This is a genomic window from Brevibacterium sp. UCMA 11754, from assembly GCF_021532275.1.
GTDB lineage: Bacteria > Actinomycetota > Actinomycetes > Actinomycetales > Brevibacteriaceae > Brevibacterium.
The window spans coordinates 413,632-439,517 of sequence record NZ_JACBOT010000031.1; the positions used below are offsets into that span (position 1 = coordinate 413,632).

The 25,886-nt window shown below is 63.6% G+C and carries 25 protein-coding genes and 1 tRNA gene; 8 read left to right on the plus strand and 18 right to left on the minus strand.

Annotated features, from left to right (window positions below):
• Positions 1–150: 150 nt before the first annotated feature.
• From HX613_RS18860 to HX613_RS18870, 3 genes are all read right to left on the minus strand, one after another.
• The gene (locus HX613_RS18860; RefSeq protein WP_235346753.1) at positions 151–363 is read right to left on the minus strand and encodes an RNA-binding S4 domain-containing protein; all 213 of its coding nucleotides are present in this window, start codon (positions 361–363) and stop codon (positions 151–153) included.
• The gene (locus HX613_RS18865) at positions 363–1,193 is read right to left on the minus strand and encodes a hypothetical protein (protein ID WP_235346754.1); all 831 of its coding nucleotides are present in this window, start codon (positions 1,191–1,193) and stop codon (positions 363–365) included. The genes HX613_RS18860 and HX613_RS18865 overlap by 1 nt, the downstream gene beginning before the upstream one ends.
• Before the next feature lie 178 nt (positions 1,194–1,371).
• On the minus strand, positions 1,372–2,121 hold the full coding sequence (locus HX613_RS18870; RefSeq protein WP_235346755.1) for a TSUP family transporter: 750 nt from the start codon (positions 2,119–2,121) through the stop codon (positions 1,372–1,374).
• 52 nt (positions 2,122–2,173) lie between these two features.
• Between HX613_RS18870 and HX613_RS18875 the strand changes: the two genes are divergently transcribed.
• The gene (locus tag HX613_RS18875; RefSeq protein WP_235346756.1) at positions 2,174–2,947 is read left to right on the plus strand and encodes a DUF1707 SHOCT-like domain-containing protein; all 774 of its coding nucleotides are present in this window, start codon (positions 2,174–2,176) and stop codon (positions 2,945–2,947) included.
• 69 nt (positions 2,948–3,016) lie between these two features.
• Here HX613_RS18875 and HX613_RS18880 read toward each other — a convergent pair whose 3' ends face one another.
• From HX613_RS18880 to HX613_RS18905, 6 genes are all read right to left on the minus strand, one after another.
• Positions 3,017–3,400, minus strand: a complete 384-nt coding sequence (locus HX613_RS18880; RefSeq protein ID WP_235346757.1) for a nuclear transport factor 2 family protein — start codon at positions 3,398–3,400, stop codon at positions 3,017–3,019.
• Between the two features lie 93 nt (positions 3,401–3,493).
• A complete protein-coding gene (groL, locus tag HX613_RS18885; protein WP_204233121.1) occupies positions 3,494–5,131 on the minus strand; it encodes a chaperonin GroEL in 1,638 nt (545 codons plus the stop codon).
• 479 nt (positions 5,132–5,610) lie between these two features.
• Complete coding sequence (locus HX613_RS18890) at positions 5,611–5,814, minus strand: cold-shock protein (RefSeq protein ID WP_235346758.1); 204 nt, start codon at positions 5,812–5,814, stop codon at positions 5,611–5,613.
• Positions 5,815–6,127: 313 nt separating this feature from the next.
• Entirely contained in the window at positions 6,128–6,715 is a 588-nt protein-coding gene (locus tag HX613_RS18895) for a LytR C-terminal domain-containing protein (protein WP_235346759.1), read from the minus strand.
• A gap of 2 nt (positions 6,716–6,717) precedes the next feature.
• Positions 6,718–6,984: a DUF3263 domain-containing protein gene (locus tag HX613_RS18900; protein ID WP_009881872.1), complete on the minus strand. Its 267-nt coding sequence runs from the start codon at positions 6,982–6,984 to the stop codon at positions 6,718–6,720.
• A 275-nt stretch (positions 6,985–7,259) separates the two neighbouring features.
• The gene (locus HX613_RS18905) at positions 7,260–8,726 is read right to left on the minus strand and encodes an aldehyde dehydrogenase family protein (protein ID WP_235346760.1); all 1,467 of its coding nucleotides are present in this window, start codon (positions 8,724–8,726) and stop codon (positions 7,260–7,262) included.
• A gap of 163 nt (positions 8,727–8,889) precedes the next feature.
• Here HX613_RS18905 and HX613_RS18910 point away from each other — a divergent pair, with 163 nt between their 5' ends.
• Positions 8,890–9,591, plus strand: a complete 702-nt coding sequence (locus HX613_RS18910) for a uracil-DNA glycosylase (protein ID WP_235346761.1) — start codon at positions 8,890–8,892, stop codon at positions 9,589–9,591.
• A gap of 87 nt (positions 9,592–9,678) precedes the next feature.
• Here the strand turns inward: HX613_RS18910 and HX613_RS18915 are convergent, their stop codons facing one another.
• Together HX613_RS18915 and HX613_RS18920 are read right to left on the minus strand one after the other, a co-directional pair.
• Positions 9,679–11,421 carry a threonine/serine ThrE exporter family protein gene (locus tag HX613_RS18915; protein ID WP_235346762.1) on the minus strand — a complete coding sequence of 581 codons (1,743 nt, stop codon included), beginning with the start codon at positions 11,419–11,421 and terminating at the stop codon, positions 9,679–9,681.
• Complete coding sequence (locus tag HX613_RS18920) at positions 11,418–12,698, minus strand: amidohydrolase (protein ID WP_235346763.1); 1,281 nt, start codon at positions 12,696–12,698, stop codon at positions 11,418–11,420. Before HX613_RS18920 ends, HX613_RS18915 begins: the two co-directional genes overlap by 4 nt.
• Positions 12,699–12,900: 202 nt before the next feature.
• Here HX613_RS18920 and HX613_RS18925 point away from each other — a divergent pair, with 202 nt between their 5' ends.
• Both HX613_RS18925 and HX613_RS18930 read left to right on the plus strand, forming a co-directional pair.
• Complete coding sequence (locus tag HX613_RS18925) at positions 12,901–13,695, plus strand: SGNH/GDSL hydrolase family protein (RefSeq protein ID WP_235346764.1); 795 nt, start codon at positions 12,901–12,903, stop codon at positions 13,693–13,695.
• Complete coding sequence (locus HX613_RS18930) at positions 13,692–14,462, plus strand: alpha/beta hydrolase (RefSeq protein ID WP_235346765.1); 771 nt, start codon at positions 13,692–13,694, stop codon at positions 14,460–14,462. The genes HX613_RS18925 and HX613_RS18930 overlap by 4 nt, the downstream gene beginning before the upstream one ends.
• A 15-nt stretch (positions 14,463–14,477) precedes the next feature.
• Here HX613_RS18930 and HX613_RS18935 read toward each other — a convergent pair whose 3' ends face one another.
• The 5 genes from HX613_RS18935 to HX613_RS18955 all read right to left on the minus strand — a co-directional run bounded on the left by HX613_RS18935 (position 14,478) and on the right by HX613_RS18955 (position 19,384).
• Positions 14,478–15,266: a PaaX family transcriptional regulator gene (locus HX613_RS18935; protein WP_235346766.1), complete on the minus strand. Its 789-nt coding sequence runs from the start codon at positions 15,264–15,266 to the stop codon at positions 14,478–14,480.
• Positions 15,267–15,310: 44 nt separating this feature from the next.
• Positions 15,311–16,210 carry a tryptophan 2,3-dioxygenase gene (locus HX613_RS18940; protein WP_235346767.1) on the minus strand — a complete coding sequence of 300 codons (900 nt, stop codon included), beginning with the start codon at positions 16,208–16,210 and terminating at the stop codon, positions 15,311–15,313.
• Positions 16,211–16,259: 49 nt separating this feature from the next.
• A complete protein-coding gene (locus HX613_RS18945; RefSeq protein WP_235346768.1) occupies positions 16,260–16,643 on the minus strand; it encodes a hypothetical protein in 384 nt (127 codons plus the stop codon).
• Positions 16,640–17,764 (minus strand): M4 family metallopeptidase, encoded by a 1,125-nt coding sequence (locus tag HX613_RS18950; RefSeq protein WP_235346769.1) that lies wholly within the window; start codon positions 17,762–17,764, stop codon positions 16,640–16,642. The genes HX613_RS18945 and HX613_RS18950 overlap by 4 nt, the downstream gene beginning before the upstream one ends.
• A 420-nt stretch (positions 17,765–18,184) precedes the next feature.
• A complete protein-coding gene (locus HX613_RS18955; RefSeq protein ID WP_235346770.1) occupies positions 18,185–19,384 on the minus strand; it encodes a low temperature requirement protein A in 1,200 nt (399 codons plus the stop codon).
• Between the two features lie 106 nt (positions 19,385–19,490).
• Between HX613_RS18955 and HX613_RS18960 the strand changes: the two genes are divergently transcribed.
• The 4 genes from HX613_RS18960 to HX613_RS18975 all read left to right on the plus strand — a co-directional run bounded on the left by HX613_RS18960 (position 19,491) and on the right by HX613_RS18975 (position 24,833).
• Positions 19,491–20,279 carry a response regulator transcription factor gene (locus tag HX613_RS18960; RefSeq protein ID WP_235346771.1) on the plus strand — a complete coding sequence of 263 codons (789 nt, stop codon included), beginning with the start codon at positions 19,491–19,493 and terminating at the stop codon, positions 20,277–20,279.
• Entirely contained in the window at positions 20,276–21,463 is a 1,188-nt protein-coding gene (locus HX613_RS18965) for a sensor histidine kinase (protein ID WP_235346772.1), read from the plus strand. Before HX613_RS18960 ends, HX613_RS18965 begins: the two co-directional genes overlap by 4 nt.
• A gap of 25 nt (positions 21,464–21,488) precedes the next feature.
• Positions 21,489–22,718, plus strand: coding sequence for an MFS transporter (locus HX613_RS18970; protein ID WP_235346773.1), 1,230 nt, complete (start codon positions 21,489–21,491; stop codon positions 22,716–22,718).
• Between the two features lie 99 nt (positions 22,719–22,817).
• The gene (locus HX613_RS18975; protein WP_235346774.1) at positions 22,818–24,833 is read left to right on the plus strand and encodes an ABC1 kinase family protein; all 2,016 of its coding nucleotides are present in this window, start codon (positions 22,818–22,820) and stop codon (positions 24,831–24,833) included.
• Between the two features lie 17 nt (positions 24,834–24,850).
• Here the strand turns inward: HX613_RS18975 and HX613_RS18980 are convergent, their stop codons facing one another.
• Positions 24,851–25,522, minus strand: a complete 672-nt coding sequence (locus HX613_RS18980) for a hypothetical protein (protein ID WP_235346775.1) — start codon at positions 25,520–25,522, stop codon at positions 24,851–24,853.
• 193 nt (positions 25,523–25,715) lie between these two features.
• Positions 25,716–25,791: transfer RNA gene (locus HX613_RS18985), tRNA-Thr, on the minus strand.
• Between the last annotated feature and the right edge of the window lie 95 nt (positions 25,792–25,886).

Here is a 25,886-nt window from a genome sequence, read left to right on the forward strand (position 1 = left end):
TCTTCACGTCAGCTGCTCGGAGGCTCTCTCCGCAGACGCAGACCGTCGCAATGACCCACTGGCACTGAGGATCAGCAATGCAGAAGGGACGTCCCCGCGGGGACGTCCCTTCTGCATCAGATGCTGTGTTCGCGGTTGTGGTTGTGGAGCCTATTCGACCGAGACCTCGATGACCTCGCCCAGGGCTTCGACGGTGTCTCCGGGACGAATCGTGGCACCTCGGCGAGTTTCGACCTCACCATTGACCACGACTTCGCCGTCGGCGATCATGTCTTTGGCCATCGCGCCATGTTCGGCGACACCATGGAGTTTGAGCAGCTGACCGAGCTTGATCGAATCGCCGCGGATCTCAATCTTCTCCATCAGAACAGGTCTCCAAGATCGAACCCGTCGCCGCCGAAGAGACCGCCTCCGTCGCCGCCGTCTCCGCCACCGAAGAATCCGCCGCCGTCTCCGCCGCCGGCATCGCCACCACCGGCGTCACCACCGCCAGCGTCGCCATAGGCGCCGTCCCAGCCGCCGCCCATGCCGCCGAACATCATCGAGCCCATGAGGACGCCGGGCAGAAGTCCCGAACCTGCATAGGAGTTGAAGTATCCGCGGTTGTATTCTGCGTAGGCGGGTCCTGCTTCCCAGTAGGCCCGGCGAGTATGACCGTCACCGGTCACGACCTTGCGGACGGCCGGTTCCGCACCCACTGCCACGCGCTCGGCGTCGGCGGCACAGACGGGAACAGGTCGCAGCTGGCCACCAGCAGGCGCCCAGTCGATGTCTTCGACCGAGGGGCCGTGCTGCGGGTTGAAAAAGCATGGAGGACGGCGCACGGGCAGAGGCTTTCCGTCAACGCGAGCACGCACGCATTTGGCGGCGTAGCGACCGTCTTCGAGAGCCTCGGTGACGCTGCGGATATCGGAGGGCTCGTCGACGTTGTCGAGCGTCTCCTTGGCAATGTCATAGGAGTCCAAGGCCTGCTTGTAGTCCTGCGAGCCGCCGGTGTCGAGTTCGACTCCGGCGGTGAGGATATCGAGTTCGGCGACTTCCTCGCCGAAGGACGTGACATCCTCTTCAGCGGTCTTTGTCACCTGCTGGAGCTCGGCGGCGGCGAGCTCCTCCTTACGGTGCTTCTCCTTGCGGTAGCCAACGAAGAAAATGGTGCCGAGCACCACGAGTATTATCAGGAATACTGCTGCCACGATCTATGCCTCCCCAGCAAAACGAGTCATCAATCAGTATGCCGGATGAGTCTGACAAGCGACTGAACCGAACCCTTGTGTCAGCTCAGTCCGCAGGCTCGAAAATCGCTCTCAGATCAGCGACCAACACGCTCACAACAGGTGCCCTTGCCTACATCACGAGGAGTCGGGACGGCGTTCAGCCCAGGTGGATCAGCCCCTTGACGAGGGTCGCGATTCCCCCGCCGAGGGCAAGGACGATCATGACGACCCGGGCCGTCGAGGAATCGATCTTCTTCGACAACCAGTCCCCGCCGACGAGCCCTGCGACGAGGACCGTCGCGATCCCGATCCAGGTAGGTGCCGCCAGCTGCGGCCAGGCACCGTGGTCGAACACGGCTTTGAAGATGATCGCCGAGGTGGTCCCGACGACGAGGAACGGCTGCAGGGTTGCGGCGAATGTTCGCTGATCCCACTTCGTCAGCACAGCATAGGCACTGACGGCGGGCCCGCCCGCTCCTGCGGCAGCCGACATCGTTCCCGAGAGGAAGCCGGTGGTGAACTTCGTTCCGAAATTCGCGGGCATCGTCTTGCCGATGCGGCCGATGACCATGGAGCTGATGAGGGAGACGATGATCAGCAGACCGATCAGGATCTGCAGCGGTGGCGCTGGGAGCGCCGCGGCCAGGAGGGCTCCGGGAATCGTGCCGATGAGCGCCCCCAGCGACAGCTTCCAGAAACTGCCCCACTCAGCTTCTCGCCAGGTGCGGACGAACACCGTGCCGCTGGCGACGATGCCGCAGATGTTGACGAGCACAACGCCGGAGAACGGGTCGAGCAGAAGAACGAGGAACGGGCCACTGACCAGGCCGAATCCCATGCCGGTGACCCGCTGCGAAACTGCCCCCAGGAACACCGCGAACAAGATGAGCACGACGACGGGTTCCATTTGCACCATCATAGTTCAGACCCTCTACCTGGGCGGGGTTACAGTAAGTGTCATGAACAGTTCGCCGCTGTGGTCACGATTCAGCGCAGATCCTCGCGCTCATGGGCAGGTGCGCGCTTCGGACGCCGATCGCGCAATCGTGGGCGATGTGCTGTCCGAGGCGTTTGCGCTGGGTCAGATCGACGCCGAGGAATTCGACGAACGCAGCGAGGCCGCCAACCGTCTGAAGACTCTGGGAGAGGTCCCCGATCTCGTGCAGGATCTCATCATCGCCGAGGCGGGCGAGGTCGCTCCGGGAGAACTCGACGATTCCGCCCGTGCCCAAGCTCTGGCCCGCCTGAATGCTGATCGCATCCCGATCACTCCCGAGCAGATCGATGCGGCCGCGCAGAAGTACTACAAGGACCGCGTGCGAAATGCGCTCCTGGGTATGTTCGCCGGTCCTGCCGGAGTCACACTCGCCATCTGGGCCGCCACCTCATTCGCCTCGGGCCGGCTCATATTCTTCTGGCCGATATTCGTCATTCTTCCGATGCTCTTCGGTGCGATCTCACAGATCTCCAACAAGCAGAGCCTCATCCGCAACAGGAAGCGCGAACTGACGAAGCGGGCCCGAGCGCAGTTGGGCGACGCTGAGGCCAAGCGTGAGCTTGAGGAACATAAGAACGACGATGAGGACGAGGACTACGCAGACACATTCGGCAACGGATTGCAGCCTCCGCACCCCTTGGCCCCTCCATTCGCTCCGGGAGAGGTGTCTCCCAGCGATGAAATGCGCAGGCGCCGCCACGAGCGTCGTCATCGACGCAGGAACCCCTGGGACTGACCGACTCGTGACTGGCAGCGACGCGCTCAGGCGGCGTCCCTGAACCTGCCCGCGCCCGGCTCAGGGCGATCAGGCGTGGAAGACACGGATCTGAGCGAACTCTGTGGCCTTGTTGTTTCGGAACCAGAGCGTATGTGAGAAGTATCGGATGTCCTCGCCGTCGCTCGAGTAGTCCCATTGGCCCCAGGCCGCAGCTGCTTTGCCGTGAGTGATGGCTGCTTCGAGATGACCGGCCACGGGCTTCGAGTCAGCAATGCGCAGCAGTGCGTCGATGACTTCGTCGCGCCCGGTGCTGGTCTCAACTCCCCCGCTGCCCACGATCTGGAGGATGCAGTCCTCATCGACCACCTCGGCGAGGGCTTGCCTGTCACCGTTGATCAGATTCTCCTCGAACTTGGCTACGAACATGTTCTTCGGGCTGTTTCCGCAGGAGTCTGTGCCTGTGAAGTTCATACCGTCCAGGCTACGGCACGGCTTTCGAACCGAGAAGAGCCGTGCCGGCACCCAAACGGGTACCGGCACGGCTCTTCGAGCAACAGGGGCTTATCAGAAGCCCATGCCACCCATTCCGTCCATACCGGCAGCAGCTGCGTCAGCACCTGGTGCAGCCTTCTCAGGCTTGTCGGCGACAACCGACTCGGTGGTCAGGAACAGACCGGCGATCGAGGCGGCGTTCTGCAGAGCAGAGCGGGTCACCTTGACCGGGTCGTTGATGCCAGCGGCCAGCAGGTCCTCGTACTCACCGGTTGCGGCGTTGAGGCCGAATCCGGGTTCGAGGTTGGCGACCTTATCGGCAACCACACCGGCTTCGAGGCCGGCGTTGGTGGCGATCTGCTTGAGCGGAGCTTCGATGGCAACCTTGACGATGTTGGCACCGGTTGCTTCGTCACCCTCGAGTGTGAGGTTGGCGAAGGCAGTCTTGCCCGCCTGGATGAGCGAGACGCCGCCACCGGCGACGATTCCCTCTTCCACAGCAGCCTTGGCGTTGCGCACTGCATCTTCGATGCGGTGCTTGGTTTCCTTGAGCTCGACCTCGGTCGCGGCTCCGGCCTTGATGACTGCAACGCCGCCGGCCAGCTTGGCCAGACGTTCCTGCAGCTTCTCACGGTCGTAGTCGGAATCCGAGTTCTCGATCTCGGCACGGATCTGTGCGACCCGACCTGCGATCTCCTCGGCGTCTCCGGCACCCTCGACGATGGTGGTCTCGTCCTTGGTGATGACAACCTTGCGGGCGGTGCCCAGCAGTTCGGTGGTCACGTTGTCGAGCTTGAGCCCGACTTCCTCGGACACGACCTGACCACCGGTGAGGATGGCGATGTCGGCCAGCTGAGCCTTGCGGCGGTCTCCGAAGCCAGGAGCCTTGACGGCCACGGACTTGAAGGTGCCACGGATCTTGTTCAGCACGAGAACCGCGAGAGCTTCGCCCTCGACGTCTTCAGCGATGATGAACAGCGGCTTGTTGGACTGCTGAACCTTCTCGAGGACGGGCAGCAGATCCTTCACGTTCGAGATCTTGGAGTTGACGATGAGGATGTAGGGATCCTCAAGGACAGCTTCCTGGCGATCGGTGTCGGTGACGAAATAACCGGAGATGTAGCCCTTGTCGAAGCGCATACCCTCGGTCAGTTCGAGCTCGAGTCCGAATGTGTTGGACTCCTCGACGGTGACGACGCCTTCCTTGCCGACCTTGTCGATGGCCTCGGCGATCAGTTCACCGATAGCAGGATCTCCAGCGGAGATACCGGCAGTAGCGGCGATCTGTTCCTTGGTCTCGATGTCGATGGCGTTCTCGAGCAGGACAGCGGTCACGGCTTCAACAGCCTTCTCGATGCCACGCTTGAGGCTGAGCGGATCAGCACCGGCTGCCACGTTGCGCAGTCCCTCGCGAACAAGAGCCTGAGCCAGAACGGTAGCGGTGGTGGTGCCGTCGCCAGCAACGTCGTCAGTCTTCTTGGCGACTTCCTTGACGAGCTCAGCGCCGATCTTCTCGTAGGGATCCTCGAGTTCGATCTCCTTGGCAATGGAGACACCATCGTTTGTGATGGTGGGTGCGCCCCACTGCTTTTCGAGCACGACATTGCGGCCACGGGGTCCAAGGGTTACCTTGACCGCGTCCGCAAGCTGGTTGAGACCTGCTTCGAGTCCCCGACGAGCTTCTTCGTCGAATGCAATCATCTTTGCCATAGTGGCTTAGATCCTCCCTGATGGAGTGGATTGGGAATCCAGAGCAATCGTCAGCGCCCGCGACGGCAGAGAGTGTGTCCGCATGTTCCATTCCACACATGGACCACGCTCTCGAAACGATTGATGAGAAACCCTAGGTTTTCACCAGTACTAGATTTAGCACTCTCCCCATGCGAGTGCAAATATTGGCGTCCTCCCGCAACAGTCGAAATGACTGCCTCCCGCGTGATTCCGCGGTTCGGCCCAGCGCGAAACTCCAGCGAGTTCCACAGAGCGGACACGTGAGGCGAGTGCGCCAGGTGGATGCGAGGTGCGGACTCCCGAGGTGGATGCACCGGAAAGCTGCCGCATGGAGGCTGCCCCCGCAGAACTGAAAAGCGCCAAGCAGTTGCCTGCTTGGCGCTTTCCCCGCTCGATGGGATTCGGGCCTGAGCCGCCATCCCGCCGAGGCGGATCAAAAGACTTTACGTACGCGAGTCTCAGAGGAGGGTGACGGATTCCGCCTGAGGACCCTTTTGTCCTTCTCCAACTTCGAACTCAACCTGCTGGCCCTCTTCGAGAGCGCGGTAGCCATCCATCTGGATTGCGCTCCAGTGAACGAACACATCCTGGTTGTCGCCTTCCAGGGTGATGAATCCATAGCCCTTTTCGGCGTTGAACCACTTGACGGTACCTTGTGCCATTACTTCTCCATACGGTGCAGTGTCATTGACATCCCATCACCCGTTTGCAACCTGTCTGGCCGCGCAGCGGACAACGGAAGCTAGTAAAAATCAACCGACCCCGCGATTTCTCTCATTGACCTCTGGAGAATGATCTCGGTGAAGCACGAATAGAACACAAGGGCAGTGCTTGCCTAGCTGATGCAACTCTACCCCAGCGTCGGACAGGTCCCCCGACCACTCAACACTGTTACCAATTTGTTATATGAGGCCATTCGGAGAGTTCATCTCTCCTGGCAGACGAGTGCATCTCCGCTGAGATTCGTGCGGATTCTCAGCCCTCGCCTTCGCCCGAGCCGCCTTCGCCCGAACCGTCCCCGCTGGGTTCGGGTCCGCGTTCGGCGATATCCGAACAGATGACGACAGTGATGTCGGTGTCGAAGTCCGTCGACGACTCGACGGCCTCGATGCCGAGCGCATCGGCGACCATCTTCGCCTGCGAGGCATTCGCCTCATCAGCGTAGTAGACCGTGGAGTCGGTCAGCCCTGTCGAATAGTTGCCGACTTCGCCAAGGCCCCAGCCCTCCTCCTCCACCGCTTCGGAGAACTTCTTCGCGGTTCCGGAGACTCCGGAACCGTTGAGGACGTCAACCGTGAGCGATGAGTCTGCGACGCTGACTTCGCTCTCGCTCGGCGATGGGCTCGCCGAGGAGGTCTTGTCGGACCCGGAATCGGCGACGTCGGACTCGGGATCCTTCATCGACGAGGTGATGATGTTGATAGCCGCGACGACCAGCAGAACGGCAACAAGGGCGAGAATGATGACCAGTGCGATGGCACCGACATTCGACTGCGCCGCGGACTCCTGTCGATGGGCTCCGCTGCGTCGTCCAGTTTCGATCTCGTCGAATTCGTCAGTCATGTCTACCTCGAGACGCGGGCTTGTGCTCGTTCGCTCTGCCGCGTGGTGCGGATGCGACGCAGGCGTTTGACCAGCATTGGGTCACTGGCAAGAGCGGCTGGGTTATCGAGCAGGGAATTGAGGATCTGGAAGTAGCTTGTGGCAGACATGTCGAACCGTTCGCGGATCGCATGATCTTTGGCTCCACCGTACTTCCACCATCGCCGCTCGAACTCCAAAACGGACACCTCGAGCTCGCTCAGTTCGGGTGCGCCTTGGTTCTGCGGCATAGACGTTGTGCTCCTTCGAGATGAATCGTTGCCTCTATATTATCGCCCGGACGACAGGACTGAAATTCCCGGCGCGCCGTCGCGCGTCCGCCAGCGCAGCTTTCCATCCTCACCATCGCGGCTTCGCATTCCCGCCAACACCCCTCAGAGGCGGACAACCAGACAACCCACCCTGTTGCAGGCGATCGACCACATCGGGTGAGTCGCCCACAGCAGAGTGGGTCGAGAGTGCCGGCCGGTGGTCCGAATCGGATGACCAGTCGAGCGAGAGCTGATCAGCGGATGCGGATGTTGACCTGCTTGATCTGGGTGAAGCCTTCGAGCATGCCCTCCAGCGAGGCCTCACGACCGAAGCCGGAGGTCTTCATTCCGCCGTAGGACTGCCCGGCCAGCTGGCCACCTCCCTGGTTGACCTGGACCCAGCCGGATTCGATCCGATTGGCCATAGTCAGCGCGGCATCGACGTTCTTCGTGAACACGAACGCTGCGAGACCGAATTCGCTGTCATTGGCCATGTCAATGACCTCGTCGACGTCCTTCCAGGGAATGACGGAGAGGACGGGACCGAAGATCTCTTCCTGGCTGGTCTGCCATTCGTTCTTGGCCTTGGAGAAGATGACGGGCGCGTGGTAGAAACCGGGTTCGCCGACCTCGAGTGAGTCCGAACCGTCGTAGGCGATCTCAACGCCGTCCATCGACTTGCCCATCTCGATGTAGTCAGCCACCTGGTCGTACTGCTTCTCGTTGATGATGCAGCCGATGTCGGAGTCCTCGTTTCGAGGGTCGCCGACCTTCATCTTCGACACTGCGTCGACGAGCTTGCCCAGGAAGTCATCGTAGATGTCCTCGTGCAGGAACAGACGCGAACCCATCGTGCAGGACTGACCCTGACGTGCGAAGCGAGTCGACAGCAGCACCTGCTGGAGAGTGTCGTCGTCGTTCGAGTCGGGGAAGACGATGTTGGGGCTCTTGCCGCCGAGTTCCATCGAGGAGTGAGCGAGGCGTCCGCCTGCCAGTTCGGCGACGTGGCGACCGACGTTCGTCGAACCGGTGAACGAGACCTTGTCGACGTCAGGGTGGACGTTTAGCGCTTCACCGATGACCGAACCCTTGCCGGTGACGACGTTGAGGACGCCGGCCGGCAGGATGTCGGCGAGCAGTTCAGCCATCTTCAGAATCGTCAGCGGTGCATCCTCGGCGCATTTGAGGACGATCGTGTTGCCCGCGGCAAGCGCAGCCGGGGTTTTGAAGGCCGCGATCATCAGCGGCGAGTTCCACGGCAGGATTCCCGCGACGACGCCGAGCGGCATCCGCTTCGTGTACTGCAGCTGTCCGTCACCGGCCGGCAGAGTGTTGCCCTTGACCTCGCCGGCGACTCCGCCCATGTAGCGGAACAGGTCGGCCAGGATGATCGTCTCCGGACGGGCCTGCGTCCGGATAGCGTTGCCGGTGTCGATCGCGGTCAGCTGGGCCAGTTCCTCGGAAGCGGCTTCAAGTGCGTCGGCGCAGCGGATGAGCATCTTCTGACGTTCCTTGAACGGAAGCGCTGCCCATTCGGGAAATGCCTTCCGAGCAGCTTTGACGGCGCGATCGGCATCCTCTTCCTTGCCATTGGCCACAGTGGCGATCACAACATTGCGATCGATGGGGGTGATGACGTCTTTCCTGTCACCGTCGGCAGCTTCGACCCATTCTCCGCCGATGAACATCTTCCAGTTCGTGGCCTCGGGAAATTGCGACATAGTGATCCTTTCACCTACTCAGTTCTGCGATGAACTCTTGTCGTCGAGCATATCGTCTGCCTGGCTCCGAAAAGAATGGTGGGAGGGTAGGCGATGATGCACACCCGATCTGCGTTGTGTGCACATCGGCACCGAGCCTCACCCCATCGGTAGAATCGCGGCCATGACGTCCACAGCCGAACTGACGAAGATCATGTCCCCCGATTGGGCCACGGCGCTGTCTGGCCAGGCCGATCGCATCCATGCCATGGGCGATTTCCTGCGAGAGGAGATCGCCGCCGGCAGGAGTTATCTGCCCAGCGGAGACAAGGTGTTCCGTGCCTTTGCCGAGCCCCTCGCCGAAGTGAAGGTGCTCATCGTCGGACAGGATCCCTATCCGACCCCTGGACATGCGATCGGTCTGTCCTTCGCCGTCGACCCCGAGGTGCATCCGCTCCCCCGGTCGCTGACGAACATCTACAAGGAACTCAACTCCGACCTGGGCATCGGACCTGCCGCACATGGTGATCTGCAGGCGTGGTCACGGCAGGGAGTCATGCTGCTCAACAGGGTGCTCACTGTTTCACCGGGCGAGCCCGCATCCCACCGCAGACGCGGCTGGGAGGCCATCACCGAAGCCGCGATCGCCGCACTCGTCGACCGTGATCAGCCGCTCGTGGCGATTCTCTGGGGCCGTGACGCGAGGAATCTTGTCCCGCTGCTGCAGTCGGGTCGCTCCGAGGTCGCGATCATCGAGTCCGCGCATCCGTCGCCGCTGTCGGCCAGCAGAGGCTTTCTCGGATCCCGACCGTTCTCACGGACGAACGACCTGCTGGGACAAAAGGGCATACCGCCCATCGACTGGGCCCTCCCACCCCAGGACTGAGCGGGCCGATGCTGAGCGGGCCAACATTGAACGGGCCGATGCTGAGCGGGCCAACACTGACTCGGCAGCCAGTGAACCTGCCGGCACTCAGTCGCGGGGTTCGACCGTGTCAAGAGTGATCGTCGATTCATTCGAGCGCGCAGATTCGGCGGTCTTCTCCACAGCGTCTGCCTTGAGGTTCTTCAGCGGCCGGGCCAGGTAGCTGCCGAGCACAGCACCGACGGCCAATGCCGCATTGGCAAGAATTGCGGTGAACAGCGAGGACAGCCCCACTGCGAAGGAAGTCGTCTCGGTTTCGGCGACGATCTGATAGACGGCGGTGAAGATCGACAGTCCCTGCAGCAGGGTGTAGATCGCAGGAATCATGAGCACGATGGCAGGTGCGCCCAAGCGCAGGGACAGCGGTCGAGCCAGGAAACCGGTCACCGTCGCTGCCAGCAGACTGGCCAGAACGTTGTCGATCTCGAGGACCGTCAGCACCGTGATCGTGATGTAGGAGGCAAGACCGACGAACGCGGCCGGCAGGATGAACCGCCTCGTCGACTGCATGGCGACGACGGCCGCCATTGAGACGACTGCCGCTGCGATCATCGAGGCAATCGCGGTGAGGACGTGTACACCGGTCTTGGGCACGAGAACCTCGATCGGGTCGAGGCCGATCGCCTCGCCGGTCACCACTCCCAGTGCCAAGCCCGAAACGATGCCGGCCAGAGTCAGGACCACTCCCACCATTCGCCCGGCCGCGGTGAGAGGAAAGTTCGTCAGGGCGTCTTGGACAGACGAATACAAAGACTGCGTCGGCAAAAGCAGTACGATTCCGGCAGCAACAAGGTACTGCGGTGATTCGATGATGCCGAAGTTCCCGGCCACCATCGCCACCAGGGTCGCGATCGTAGCCTGCAGCGTGGTGATGAAGAAATTGGGCAGACTGGTGCGGCCGATGAACTTGCCGCTCTCCCGGATGAAGATCGCCATGACGATTCCGAGGACTGCTGCAACGGGTCCGCCGCCAAGCAGCACGACGAGGCTGCCGACCATCAGCCCCCAGGCACCGGTGACGAACCATTCCTGATAGGGACGCCGCTGGAATCTGATGGCGTCGAGTCTGCTCCGGGCATCATTGAATCCCAGGTTTCCGGCAACCAGGTCGGTGACGAGCTTGTGCACGGAGCCGAGCTTCGCGAAGTGGATGGATTCGCCCCGGTTGACGCGCATGACGGTCATGAGACGGCCATCGGAGGTCGAATAGTGCACGGTCAGGGTGTTCGAGGTCAGATCCACCTGGGCAGTCGTCAGCCCGAAGGCCGCACAGGCCGCGATGACGGAGACCTCGATGTCGGAGGTGCCCGCGCCGGCACGCATCATGATCGCGGCGATATCGGCCGCGAGGTCGAGAACCATCCTGGCCTCGTCCTCGGCGGGCTCGCTGGCCTGCACCGGAGCCTTGTACGGGCTGCCTTTGAGGGCGGTGACGATCGGCACCGGCTGGGTGTTGACCGAGGCACCGGAGACGAGCCTGCCCACGGTGCGTCTGGCCACGCGCTGGGCGACCCGCTGGGAGGCGCCCCTATGGTCGGCCTTCGGCTTCGACTTGGCTGTCGTCGCTCTCGGTGACTTCGGGCCTGCGGGATCGACGTCCTCGGACTTCAGTGCTCCTGTCGGTGCTTCGCGCAACTCCTGCAGGCGCTGCTGACGAGAGAGTTCGAGCAGTTCCTGCAGCGCCGAGGATCCGGCCTCGGCCTGGTTCGCACCGTGCTCAGGACCGGACGACGACTGGGCGTCGACCGGTACCTCGGCGGTGGGGGCCTCTTCTGTGCTGTCGTCCGTCACGGCTCACTGATGAGAGTCGGGCCGAATGGGTCCGCCACATCGGCAGAACCTGCTGCGGCGTCGAGCTCGAAGACCTTGCGGCCTGAGACGAACACCTGATCGGCGCGGGAGTTCAGATCGAGTGGGTCACCGGACCAGATGACGAGGTCGGCGTCGCGACCCGGTGCCAGTGAGCCCAGTCGGTCATCGAGTCCGAAGATCGCGGCCGGGTTGATGGTCAGCGCCTCGAGCGCGATGACCGGGTCGAGGCCTTCCTTGACGGCCAGGGAGGCTTCATGGATGAGGAAGTTGATGGGGATGACGGGATGGTCGGTGGTCAGTGCGATGCGCACCCCGGCATTGGCCAAGGCGCCAGCGGTCGCCAAAGTGCGATCGCGCAGCTCGACCTTCGACCGACTGGTCATGAGGGGCCCGAGGATGACGTCGATGCCCTTGTCGGCGATGTAATCAGCGATCTTGTGGCCCTCGGTGCCGTGGTTGATGACCAGTCGGTAGCCGAATTCCTCGGACAGTCGGATGGCCGTGGCGATGTCATCGGCGCGGTGGCAGTGCTGGTCGAAGACGAGCTTTCGCTCAAGGACATCTGCCAGGGTCTCTTTCACAAGGTCGCGTTCGAAGGGTGTGCCTTCGGCTTCGGCGTGGGCCCGCTTCGCCAGGTAGTTCTGCGCATCGACGAAGGCATCGCGGAAGATCTTCGCAGTTCCCATGCGCGTGGACGGGGTGACGTTCTTCTCACCGTAGACGCGCTTCGGGTTCTCTCCCAGTGCGGACTTCACGGACAGATCCTGCGTCACGAGCATCTCGTCGACGATCCGACCCCAGGTCTTGACGAAGGCGGTGCGCCCGCCGATCGGATTGCCGGATCCCGGCTTGATGAGCGCCGAGGTGACTCCCCCGCGCAGCGCGTCCTTGAATCCGATGTCACTCGGGTCGATGCCGTCGAGGGCACGCACGCTGGCACCATTGGGATTCGTCATCTCGTTCGTATCGTCACCTGACCAGCCTTCACCATCCTCATGGACGCCGAGGTGGCCGTGGGCTTCGATGAATCCCGGCAGGACCCAGCGTCGACCGGCGTCGATGATCTCCGTGCCGGCAGGCAGATTCTGTGCGGAGCCGGCGCCGGATTCCACCGAGGTGATGGTTCCGTTCGAGACCAGGATCGTGCCGGATTCGATCGGTTCGACACGTCTGCCGTCGGCGTCTGCGATGGGCACAATCCGAGCATTGGTGATGGCGAAATCAGTGATCTCGGGAACCGGAACCGAACGATACATTGTGCTCCTTCTGCAGTGACCTTCAAAGATGAGATCCGTCTCGATTCGAGTCTACGCCAGGCGATCGGCACTGGTCACGACGCGGTGCCGCCGGGGTCTGCAGCAGTCCGATCCGTTTGCGGCAAGGCGGTCCGACCTGATTCCGGCAGGGCCGATTCAGTATAGTTCGGAGTCAGAGAACCAATGAGAGAAGGACCCTGCGATGCTCCAGACCATCACGTCATATGTCGCGATCGGCGACTCCTTCAGTGAAGGGCTGATGGACCATGACCCCAACCAAGAGGACCGGTACTTGGGATGGGCCGATCGTCTGGCCGGAAAGCTCGTCGACTCCCCCGTGGGCAGTTCCGAACTCACCTACGCCAACCTGGCCATCCGCGGGCGTCTCCTTGATCGGATCATCGATGAGCAGGTGCCCAAAGCACTCGCTCTCAAACCCGACCTGGTCAGCTTCTGCGGCGGCGGCAATGACTGCCTGCGCCCGACGGCCGACATCGATGACTTGGCCGATCAGTTCGAACGCGCCGTCGTCGCCTTCCGCGAAGCCGGCATCGAGGTACTCATGTGCAACGGCTTCGACACGGAGATCAGCTCACCTCTGATCCGCGCCGTACGTCCGCGCGTGGGCATCTACAACACTCATCTGTGGTCGATCGCGCAGCGTCACGGCTGCCACATGATCGATGTCTGGGGCCTGCGCCCGCTCTACGCCGCCGAGAATTGGGCCGATGATCGGATCCATCTCTCACCCGAAGGCCACGACCTCGTCGCCAATCAGGCACTGGCCACCCTGGAGAGCGGACACTCGCTGCCCGTGACAGGGTTCGCGATGCCAGCACGCCCGACGCGGCCGATCCGCGCCGCAGTCAGCGAGGAGTCGAAATGGGCCCGTGAGCACTTCGCTCCCTGGGTCGGTCGGCGCCTGCGCGGACAGTCCTCGGGCGACAAGCTCACTGCGAAGCTTCCCGAACTGACACGCGTGCGCAAACCCGAATGAGACAGGACGAGCGCTTTGCCGCTCTGGGTGACGCCGGTGCCGATCTCGGCTCGAAACGGGCGGTCTTCAGGTGTGACTACGGAACCGAGTCCGATCAGTTCCTTGAGGTCTACGGCGACCCGGGCACCGCCTCGGCGACGGTGATCCTCGTCCATGGCGGCTACTTCCGTCAGCGCACGGATCTCGCCCATGCCCGGCCCATGGCCGTCACCCTCGCCGAGGCGGGGGTGCTGTGCGTGCTCATCGAGTACCGACGCGCAGGTGGGCAGCCCAACTGCCTCGATGACGTCACCGCCGCCATTGCCTTCGCGAACGGTTCGCTGTCGGACTGGAATGTGAACGCACGGGCACGGAACCATCTCGTCGTGACGGGCCACTCCGCCGGTGGATGCCTGGTGCTGGCCTGGGCGAGCCACCTCGGCGAGGACGGACCCGAGTTCCGGCTCAGACCCTTGGCCCCGATCACCGACCTGTTCCGGGAGGTCGAGGACGGGCTGGGCGACGGCGCGGTGCTCGGCTACATGGGGGCACGGCCGGAGGAGGATCTGGTGACGTATCTGCGCGAGGATCCGCGTTCTCGAGTGCTGCTCATCCCCTCTCGGGTGGATCTGCGCATCCTCCACGGCGACCGGGATCAGACGGTCGACATCAGTTTCTCACGGACGTTCCCGGCCAGGCTGACCATTGCCGAGGGTGCCGATCACGCCGACCTCGTCGATCCCGAATCGCCCTACTTCCCGCTCACGGTCGACACGCTTCTGCGCTGAATCGACCCGTGCGGGTCACCTGCCTGCGGCGACCTTCCGGACGTGGGCGCGGGCAGGCTCTGCGTACGTGGCGCGCAGGTCGGCGAAGAGTCTGACGCTCCTCTGACCGGGCCAGTCCGCGGGCAGGGCGCTGGGTGGAAGGCCCGGATCGACGTAGGGGATCGTCTTCCAGTCGTCGACGCAACGCAGCCACAGCACGAATGCTTCACGGGGTTCGGGACGTGGCTGCGGGGCTGAACCGGCGTGTTCGTACCGGTGAAGGAATTCGGTGTGCCAGGCAGCGAGCGCGTCCAGGTCCCACCATTTCGCCGCGGCCTGGGCGAAGGGCTCGGCCGTCAGCGGTGTCTGCGTGATGAAGATCGTCGCCCGCTCTCGGACGTCGAGGTTCTCCAGAGCGTCCTCGACCTCGGCTCGCAGATGCCCCGGAGCAATCCACAGTCCATCAGTGACTGCACCGAAGCCCAACCCTGTCAGCGCTCGTCGCAGCTGAACTCGTTTGGACCGATCCACCTCGGGCAGGGAGTAGGACACGAGGCACCAGGGTTCGTCGTCCTTCTGTCCGCGGTAGGAGAAGATCCGGCGATCGCCGCGTTCCAGGTCGGTTACAGCCGCGGGATCCAATCGATACCCGGCCACGGCCTCCCGCTCCTCGGGGAGGAACAGACCCTTGCCCTTGAGCCTTGAGACCGCGCTGCGGGCCGAGGAGTATGACACCCCGGCGGTGGCGAGGAGCTCGAGCAGAGCGGCGACCCGAATCCACCCGCCCAGCTCGCGCAGGTGGAGTCCGACGAAGGTCCGCAGCAAGGAGGTCGGATTGCCGGGCGTGTGATCGAGATCGACGATCGGACTCAGAGCCCCGGGCCATTCGCGGTGCCGGGGCCGTTTTCGATGCCGGTGCGGATGTCGAAGAGCTCGGGGAAGAATGTCAGGTCGAGCGCCTTCTGCAGGAAGCCGACGCCGCTCGACCCGCCGGTGCCTCGCTTCATTCCGATGATCCGCAGCACCGTGCGCATGTGCCGGTAGCGCCAGAACTGGAAGTTCTCCTCCAGATCCACGAGCTCTTCGCAGCTCTCGTACTCCAGCCAGTAGTCCTGCGGGTTCTCATAGATGATTCGGAAGGTGTCGAGAAGCTCCTCGTCGAAGGTGTGCGCCACGCTCACATCCCGATCGAGCAGTCGCTGCGGAACCGGAAGGCCTCGGCGGGCAAGGGCACGCAGGAACTCGTCGTAGACGCTCGGCTCGTTGAGGTACTTCTCTAGCTGCGCACGGGCTTCGGGCTCACCGTCGAAGACCTGCAGCATGCCGGCGTTCTTATTTCCGAGCAGGAATTCCACGGCCCGGTACTGCCAGGACTGGAAGCCCGATGACTGGCCCAGCTCATCGCGGAAGCCGACGTATTCGCTCGGTGTCAGAGTCGCAAGCACCGACCACTGCTCGGTCAGGGTCTTCTGGATGTGCTTGACTCGGGCGATGCGTTTGAGGGCCAGCTGGAGCTGGTCGCCCGCGATGAGGTTGCGTGCGTCGAGAAGTTCGTGGATGACGAGCTTGAACCACAGCTCAGTGGTCTGGTGCTGAATGATGAACAGCAGCTCGTCGTGGTGGACCGGTTCGCTGACGGGGTGCTGGGACGTCAGCAGGCGGTCGAGGCTGAGGTAGGAGCTGTAGGTCATCGTCGACCGCAGGTCCGTGTGGATGCCGTCTTCGAGGTCCCGTTCGTTCTTGGCCGCGGTGGAGTCGTCATGAGTCATGACAAGCAGTCTATTGCAATCTACGTCCGCACGGACTGAGTCTGCAACATCAATTCGCACCGGGCCTACTCCGCTCGGGGGCGGCGATCTCGCGCACCTGCTCGACGAGGCTCTTCCACTCCCCCGGCATCTCGGCCTCGCCGAAGCGCACAAGGCCGAAGCGACTCTCGATCACATAGACATACCTGTCGGCCCCGGCACCGCAACCGCCGGCAGTCTGCGAGCTCGTGTCGCCCTGCCACGGGAGTTCTGCCACTTTCGGACCGATCTCCTCCCGATGCTCACTCGAGTCGATATCGAGGTCCCAGACGAGCAGCAGCCCGCCGATCCCACCGCTGCGTTCGACGACGAGGTGGCCGAAGCCGTCGCTGCGGCCACTGCTCCCATCGCTCGCACCGGCCGAGTCGCTCGGACGAGGCGCCTCCTCATTCACCAGCTGCTCCCCACGTTTCCGCGGCCTGCGCCACGGGTGACGCCCACTGCGTCCCAGCTTTGGACGAGCGCGTCGTGAACGTCGGATCCCTCTCCGAACTGGGCGATCGCCTCGGCGATGGTCAGGGCCGCGAAGCCAGCGAAATCGGTGCGGGTGGTGATATCGGATCCGGTCAGCACGGCGAACCACACCTGCCCCACGGTCTCCCATGCCGGGCCGCCGAGGCGGGTGGCGGCGAGCGCGAAGGCGCGGTTGGGGATGCCGGAGTTGAGATGGACCCCGCCGTTGTCCGACTCCGTGGTGACGAAGCGGTCCATGTGGTCAGGCTGCGGGTCCGTGCCGAGGACGTCATCGTCGTAGGCGGTTCCGGGCGCGAGCATCGAACGCAGCGCTGTGCCGGTGACCTCGGGGGTGAAGATGCCGGCGCCGATGAGCCAGGTGGCATCCTCGGCGTTCTGCCCGGCATCGTGCTGTTCGGTCAGGGCTCCGAAGACGTCGGCGCAGTGTTCGTTGAGCGCACCGGGCTGTCCGAGGTACTCGAGGTCGGCGGTGTGGCTGATGACGCCGTGGCTGAGTTCGTGGCCGATGATCGACAGCGACCCGGTGAAGCCGGTGAAGACCTCGTCGTCGCCGTCGCCGAAGACCATGAGCCGTCCGTCGAAGAAGGCGTTGTCGTAGTCCTGGCCGTAGTGGACGCTGGCGATGAGCGGCATCCCCTTGCCGTCGAGCGAGTTGCGGTCAAAGGCCTCGGCGAAGAGTGAATAGGAGGCGCCGAGCCCGTCGTAGGCTTCGTTGACTGCCTCGTCTGACACCGACTCCTCGCCCTCGCTGCGGACGAGGACTCCCGGCAGGGTCTCGGTGCCCTGTGCGTCGTGGATGAGTCGGTTCACCCCGGCACCGGCACCGATGACCTGAGAGTGCACCGTGCCCTGGGAGTCCCGCGCTCCCCCATTCGGTTTGGCCACCGGCGTGTAGCGCAGCCCCTCGGCGCGCAGCTTGCGACAGGATTCGTCGGAGACCTGACAGCTGCGCGCGGCGCGGGCGGCTCGGGGGAACTTCTCGCCTCCGCGTTCGGCGATCGCATCGAGCAGGTAGGGCGGGATGACATGTCTAAGGCTCATATGACCAGGGTGCCACTTCTGCCCGAACATCGAATGGGAATTCAAGGCAAACTTTTCCTCGCAAATCTTCCTTTGCACCCACAGACGGCCACCACCTTGGCCGGCAGGCTCGGCGAATCCACCGGATCGACCAGTTACCACCTGCGCCAGCTCGCTCGGCACGATTTCATCCGCCAGATCGAGGGCAGCGCCGGAGGCAGGGAGAGATGGAGGGAGCGGGCCCCCGGACCAGTCACTGTTCCGTCGCGGAACGAGAGTCGCGACTCCGCAGCCCATGCCGCTGCCGACTTCGTCATCCGCGAGTTCAACCGCAGCAGTGCCCGGGCACTCGAAGACTTCGTCATCGGATCCACCGACGAGGAACTGCTGTCCGCCGAATGGCTGGAGGCCGTCTCCCGAACTGAGCTCAGACTCCCGAACTCACGCTCTCGCCTCGGCGACGGTGGACGATTCGTCCCCCTTCGGCGTTGCCACGATGAGGGTGATGACGATGACGATCATGAAGAAGGTCGTGAGGAAAGTCGGAACCGGGATGATCGGATCGAGGAGCACGAGGACCGCGCACACTGGGATGACCGCGTTGACGACCCCTGAGGCGTTGGCCCTGATCGCCAGCATCCACACGCCGAGGACGAAGACCGCGACCGGCACGGACACAGTGAAGGTCGCGAGCACCGGGTCAAGCGCGCTGTTGCCCAGCTGCGAATCGACTTCGATGCCCACCCCGGCCGAGAATGCTCCGGCGGCGGCGAAGATGAAGTAATGGCCGTAGCCGTAGGCGAGCGAACCGCCGAGGCTGCCGATCGCCCGGTGGTGGGGCGGCCAGAAGTAGATCCACCACATGGCCGCCGTGACGAGCAGGCTGAGGATGCCCAGAGACACCAGCGAAACGAGGTCGACACTGTCCTCGAACGCTCCGAACACCGCGTTCGCCGAGGCCAGCATGGACTCGCCGAGGACGATGATCGTGAAGCAGCCGAAGCGTTCGGTGATGTGCTCGGGATGCCAGGGTGTCGTCCCCCGCGCTTCCGCGATGACGGGGATGGCCACCTCGGCGAGGACGAGAATGAGGAACCCGGCCAGTGAGATCGCCGGATCATCGATGCTCATCCACGCCACCCACAGCACCTGCGCGATGCCGATTCCGCAGGCGTAGGTCAGCGTCGCCCCTCGCGCATTGCCCGCATGCCGTGCCGCGCGCAGCCACTGCGCGATCATGACCACGCGCATGAGGATGTAGCCGAGGATGAGGACGAGGAAATTCTCGTCTTCGAAGACCGGTCCGATGCCCGCGGCCAGGATGAGCACCCCGCCCATCTGCACGATCGTCATCACCCGGTAGAGCCAGTCGTCGGTGTCGAATGAGGTCGCGAACCATGTGAAGTTCATCCACGCCCACCAGATCGCGAAGAAGATCATGAGGTACTTGCCCAGACCGGCGCCGAGGTGGCCGGCAGTGACCGTATCATGCAGATTGCTCGCGGCAATGGACACCGCGATGACGAACACGAGGTCGAAGAACAGCTCGAGCGAACTGGCCGCACGAGAGTCCTCACCTGGGTCTCGGGGTCGCATCGGGGTCAGTCGGAACCGGGTTCGGTGCGCGGCTGCACTGCTCATTTCTGTCACCTTCGCATGGGGGCCGATTTCCGCTGGGAACAGTCTAAGCTCCGAGCGTCGGCGCGAAACGGTATCCGAACCGAGTGCGGCTTCTTAGACTGAAGCCATGACCCATGCCGCTGTGGACCCTCATCTGGCCGATCGCCGTCTCCTCCTCGTCGAGGACGATCCCACGGTCGCCGAGGTGGCCCGCAATTATCTGCGCGCCGCCGGTTTCCTCGTCGATGAGGTCACCGACGGCTTCCAAGCCCTCGAGGCCCTCGCCGAGGCGGTGCCCGATCTCGTCATCCTCGACCGCAAGCTGCCCGGCATCGATGGCACCGAGGTGTGCCGCCGGCTGCGAGCCTTCACCTCGGTGCCGGTGCTCATGCTCACCGCGCTGTCCGCGACCGAGGATCGCATCGACGGCCTCGAAGCCGGTGCCGACGACTATCTGACGAAGCCCTTCTCCCCCAAGGAGCTGGTGCTGCGGGTCCAGTCCATCCTCCGGCGCACCATCACCGAGTCCACACCCGAGGTCCCCTTCGACCTGGGACCGTTCCACCTCGACGTCTCTGCCCATCGGGTCACCCGACATGGGATCCCATTGGAGCTCTCGGCTCGAGAATTCGACCTGCTCGCCTTCTTCCTCAAACACCCTCATCAGGTCTTCGACCGTGAAACGCTGCTGCGGACGGTGTGGGGATGGGAGATCGGGGATCTGTCGACGATCACCGTGACGGTGAGACGGCTGCGAGAGAAGATCGAGGACGAGCCCTCTCAGGCGAAGTTCCTGACCACTGTGTGGGGCGCCGGCTACCGCTTCGACGTCCCGGACGCTGCGGACAGTGGCAATGCGGCGGTAAGTGGAGATGCCGCGGTCAGTAGCGACGCTGCGGACGGGACTGCCCGATGATGCTGCCGTTGCCGGAGATGCTGCGGATCTTCCTCGTCGCCTTCCTGTGCTCAGCCGCAGTCGGCACCCTCGGCGTGAGTGCACTGTGGCTGGGCAGGCGCCGATCACTGAGAGTGCGGCTGACGATCATCGTGGCCACGACCCTGGCATCCGTGCTCACCGGGATGATCGCGATCTCTGCGGCCATGTACCTGTCCGAGCACGACCTCTACGTGTTCCTCACCGTGGCCTTCGCCTCGCTGCTGTCGACGATCGCGGTGACATGGTTCCTCGCCCGCGGCATCACCCGTGAGCACGAGGACCTGCGGGCGTTGACGGCCGAGGTCGGTGACGGCCGCAGGCTCGGCGACCTCGGCGATCCGAAGGATGTTTCGGAGACCGCGCTGCTGCGTGCCGAACTCGTCGCGACGAGCCGCAGGCTCGCCGACTCCCGGGACGAAGTTGCTGCGCTCGACCGCTCGCGGCGCGAGCTCGTCGCCTGGATTGCCCACGATCTGCGCACGCCGATGGCCGGCCTGAAGGCGATGTCGGAGGCCCTCGAGGACGGGATGGTCGAGGACCGGCAGCGCTATTATGCGAAGATCCGCGTCCAGATCGATCGGCTCTCGCGCATGGTCGACGATCTCTTCGCCCTGTCACGGATCCAGTCGGGGGCTCTCGAGCTCGAGAGCATCGAGCTCAGCCTCTACGACCTCGTCTCCGATGCGGTGGCCGAGCTGCGTCCCGTGGCTGCGTCGAAGGACGTCCGAATCCACGCGCGCGGACTCAGCGACGTCATCGTGGCCGGTGACCCCCGAGAGCTGACCCGGGTGATCGAGAATCTGCTCATGAATGCGCTTCAGCACACACCGGCGAACACCGAAGTGGTCCTCGAGACGGACAGGAACGCTGAGGGGCAGGCCGTGCTCACCGTCACCGATGACGGAGGCGGCATCCCGTCCGAGGCACTCACCGAGGTCTTCACCACTGGCTGGCGAGGCTCACCGGCACGCACCCCCGGCGACGATACGATCACCGGCGACCCGAGGGTCGATGGCGGCGGGGCGCTCACCGGCAATGCCGGTCTGGGGCTGGCCATCGTCCGCGGGATCGTCGAGGCTCATACGGGGACCGTAGGCGTGACCAACACCGAGGCGGGGGCACGCTTCGAAGTGTGCCTGCCCGCAATCGCCCCCGCTGGCTGAATTCGCAGGCGTCTAGACTGGTCAGGTGCTCAAACCCATCCTGTGGCCGGTCCTCGCGCCGTCCCTTCTCTTCGCCGTCGGTGTGGGCGCGATGCTTCCGGTTCTGGTCCTCGGCGCGCTCGATCTGGGCTCGAGTTCCTCCTTCGCCGCTGCCATCGTCGGCATCATGGGCGCAGTGTCCCTTGTCGCGACTGTGCCGGCCGGGATCCTCATCGACCGCCTCGGCGACTTCCGGGCGATGCTCGTCGCCACGATGACCGCGGTCGTCGTCCTCGGCGGGATCGTCGCGGCCTTCCTCTGGGACTCGCCTGCCTCTCTTGTTCTCTACACGGTGGCGCTCATGCTCTTCGCGCCGGTCTCCGATGTGTGGAGCCTGGCCCGGCAGGCAGTGGTCGCCGAGGTGATGCCGGCGAAGGATCTGGCCAAGGCGATGACGGCGCTGGGCGGAACTCAGCGGGTGGGCAACCTGATCGGCCCCATCGCCGGCGCCGGCCTCATGCTCGCCTTCCCGCTGTGGTCGGTGTTCGTCTTCGCCGGCGCCGCAGCCATCGCCGCCATCGTCGTCATGGCCCTGCCCATCGCCCACATCCCCGGCTACTCGGACCGCGGGAACTCCGGTGCTGGTGCGTCCGATCCGGGTCAGGCGCTGAAGTCAGCAGAGCCTCCCCGCCCTCGCCTCGACGTGAGGTGGAAGGCTGTGGTCCTCGTGGGGATCTCGGTCGCTGCACTGACGGTGGCTCGGTCGGCTCAGCCCGTGGTGATCCAGCTGTGGGGAGTCGAGATCGGGATGCACGAATCGTCGATCTCGCTCCTCATCGCCTTCGGCGCCGCCCTCGAACTCGGCTTCATGTTCCTCGGCGCCTATATCAAAGACCACCTCGGGCGGACGACGACGTTGGTGACCTGCCTGACGATCTTCGGATCCGGCTTCATCGTCATGGTGCTGCGTCCAGATCTGACCGGCATGATCACGGCCGCAGCAGTCATGGCCTTCGGCAACGGTCTGGGTGCGGGTGTGAACATGACCATCGGTGCCGATCTGTCGCCGGCGATCGGACGCGCCCGTTTCCTAGGCATCTGGGCGATCTTCTCCAACGGCGGCAAACTGGCCGGACCGACCCTCATCTCACTGGTCATCACGGTCGCCTCACTGCGCTTCGGGATCCTGTTCCCGGGACTCTTCGCCATCTTAGGCGCTGTGTGGGCGATGATCTGGTCCCAGCAGATCGGCCTGCCCAGTCGACGCCGCCGCTGAAGACCGGTCGAAATCCCCTGAACCGTCTAGGCTGGTGATGACCCACCTTCAACGCCCGGACTGCCCCACCCAGACAACCCCGTGGAAGGAGAGGCGGACATGGCCGCCCTCGATTTCGGAGCCTTTGCGCTCCTGAGCATTGCCGCCCTGCTGTTCCTCCTGCTTCAGTCATGGCTGGCTGCCACGGTTGTGCGACGCGTCGTCGGCGTCCCGACGGGCTGGCCGCGAACCATCGGCGTGGGTCTGGTCATGAGCGCGGTCATGGCCGTGACAGTGCAGTACCTCTATCGCGCCGGGACAGGACAGAATACTGGTGGCCTCGACGTGGCCCCGGGTGTCGCACTCATGCTCCTGCTGCTGGCGACCGGCTGGATCTTCGCTCTCGGTGTCGGTGCTCTCGTCGTCATCGAAGCCGCCTTCCCGACAGGATCGGTGCCCGGTCCGCAGTCGCTGTTCTTCGGCTGGAAGGCGCGCAGGCGGCGCGGTCGACGCTACGCCGAGGTCGTCTCGATCGCCGTCCGTCACGGTCTGGGTGCACAGATCCGCGGCTTCGGTCGGGGCACGGCCCCTGGGCGCGAGGCGAAGACGGCCCGAGCCCTGAAGAACTCACTGTCCGAAGCCGGAGTCACCTTCGTCAAGCTCGGCCAGATGCTCTCGACCCGTCGTGATGTGCTGCCGCCCGAATACATCCGCGAATTGGAGATGCTGCAGACTCAGGTCTCTCCCGAACCCTGGTCCGTCATCGAACCGGCGGTCGTCGAGCGCATGGGCAGGCCGCTGAACGACGTGTTCTCCCGCATCGATGCAACGCCTCTGGCCGCGGCCTCGGTGGCCCAGGTCCATGAGGCCACACTGCTCGACGGCACCGACGTCATCGTCAAGGTCCAGCGCCCGAAGGCTCTCAACCAGGTCAATCAGGACCTCGACATCATTCTGCGTCTGGCCAGGTGGCTGGACAAGACGACCGTGTGGGGCCAGGACCTGGGAATCGAGACCCTTGCCAAGGGCTTCGCCACCTCCCTCGAAGAGGAACTCGACTATCGGATCGAACTCGGCAACATGCGCACCATCGAGGACAGTCTGAAGCGGTCGGGCAAGTTCTCCGTGACGGTGCCCCACGGCTATCCGGAACTCTCGAGCGAACGACTCCTCATCATGGACAAGCTGCCGGGGCAGCCGGTGTCCTCGGCAGGGGCCATCCTCGAGGAGCTCTCGGAGAAGGAACGGAAGGCCTTGGCGACCACTCTTCTCGGCGCCACACTCGAACAGATCATCACCGATGGCGTCTTCCACGCCGACCTGCACTCGGGCAACATCTTCATCACGCCCGACGGAGGATTGGGCCTGCTGGACTTTGGCGCGGTCGGCAGACTCGACCCGGGAACGCAGACGGCCCTGGGACTCATGCTCTACTCAATCGATCAGAACGACAGTGCAGGAGCCACCGACTCCCTCATCGAACTCCTCGGACGCCCCGAGAACCTCGACGATCGGGCCGTCGAACGTGCGGTCGGCGAGCTGCTCACCCGCTACGGCGGCGGAAGCCACTCGTACAACGGGCAGAAGCTCTTCGACGATCTGTTCAACCTTGTCCTGGCCCACCGGTTCTCCGTCCCGGCCCCGATCAGCGCAGCATTCCGTGCCCTGGCCTCGGTCGAGGGAGCGCTCCTCGTCATCGACCCCACCTTCGACGTGGTCGCCGTCGCCCGCGACGAGGGCAACCGACTCATGCGCAGCAAGCTGAAGTCCACGAAGATCACCGACGAACTGCAGCGGCGTGCGATGCAGATCCTGCCGATGATCGACCGCCTGCCTCGGCGGCTCAACAAGATCACCGAGGACCTCGAGCAGGGCCGCTTCTCAATGAACATGCGCGTGCTGGAGAACACCTCCGATCGACGGTTCCTCACGAGTCTGTTCCAGCAGCTCATCGTCGCAGTTCTGGCCGGCGCTGCTGTCCTGGGATCGATCATGCTCATCACCAGCGAAGAAGGGCCGCTGCTGACCGAGGGCATCCACCTCTACGCGTTCTTCGGGTTCGTCCTGCTCTTCGGCGGATTCGTGTTGAGCATGCGATCGCTCATGCTCGTCTTCAAACGCGACGTCGACGGATAGTCGCAGGCGCTGATGTCCTAGGAGGCGGGGATCTCGAACTCAGAGGTGAATTCGGGTACCTTCTTGTCCTCTCCGAGCACCTTCGCCTCGGGACGGAGGTAGGTTCCCTTGAGCTCCTCGGCCGTTTCACTCATGTAGATCGGAATGTACCCCGTGTGCTCTCCGTCACGACGTGGCGCCAGGTCGAAATACTCATAACCGGCGTCTTCGATTTCGGCACTCGCACTCGATGCGTAGTTGGCCTCTTCGCCGGCGCTGTCGAGGTAGAAGTCCGATGAGCTGATGGTCCCGCCGTAGCTGTCGCCTGGTTCCACTTTCACTTCGATGTAGACCATCTCTCCATCAGGGTTGTCGGCGGCTTCGTAGTACTCGGTGGGGTTGTTGCGCACCGCGGATACGACGGTGATGACATCCCCGGTCTCCTTATCGGTGAACTCTGCACCGACCTTCACCTCGGTGCCCTCGGCCTTGTCGCTCGCGCCTTCGGCATCGTCCGTCTCTGTGGTCTTGTCTGCTGTCTCTTCTGCGTCGAGGGCTTCGCCCTGCGCTTGAGTCGGCGCTGCACCCTCGGGGGCTGTCTCCGCCGCCGAGTCATCGGTGCCGCAGGCTGATAGGGCCAGTAAGGCGGCAAAGGCCAAGGCTGAGGTCTGCGTGAGGATTCGGGCTGAGTGGCGTCCGGTGTGGTTCATCGGGTTCCCTTTCGAAATGATGGGCACTGCATGAGCTGTGTGATTGACGGCTCTTCGGCCCTGACAAGGAAAGACTCTATGGTCAGCGACCCCGGATACGGGTGATGATCACAGCACACCACGTAGCAGATCTGCCACAACTCCTGAGCATGAAAAAACCAGGCCAGACGATTCACTGTCTGGCCTGGCTGAGTGGAGCCCCCCATCGGACTCGAACCGATGACCTTCGCTTTACAAGAGCGGTGCTCTACCAACTGAGCTAGGGAGGCGTGGCGGCGAAACGATGCCGTCTGCGCCTACACGATAGTAGTCCATTCACCTTCACGGCTACAAAACGGACGCGAGGCAGACTTCACTCACGAGC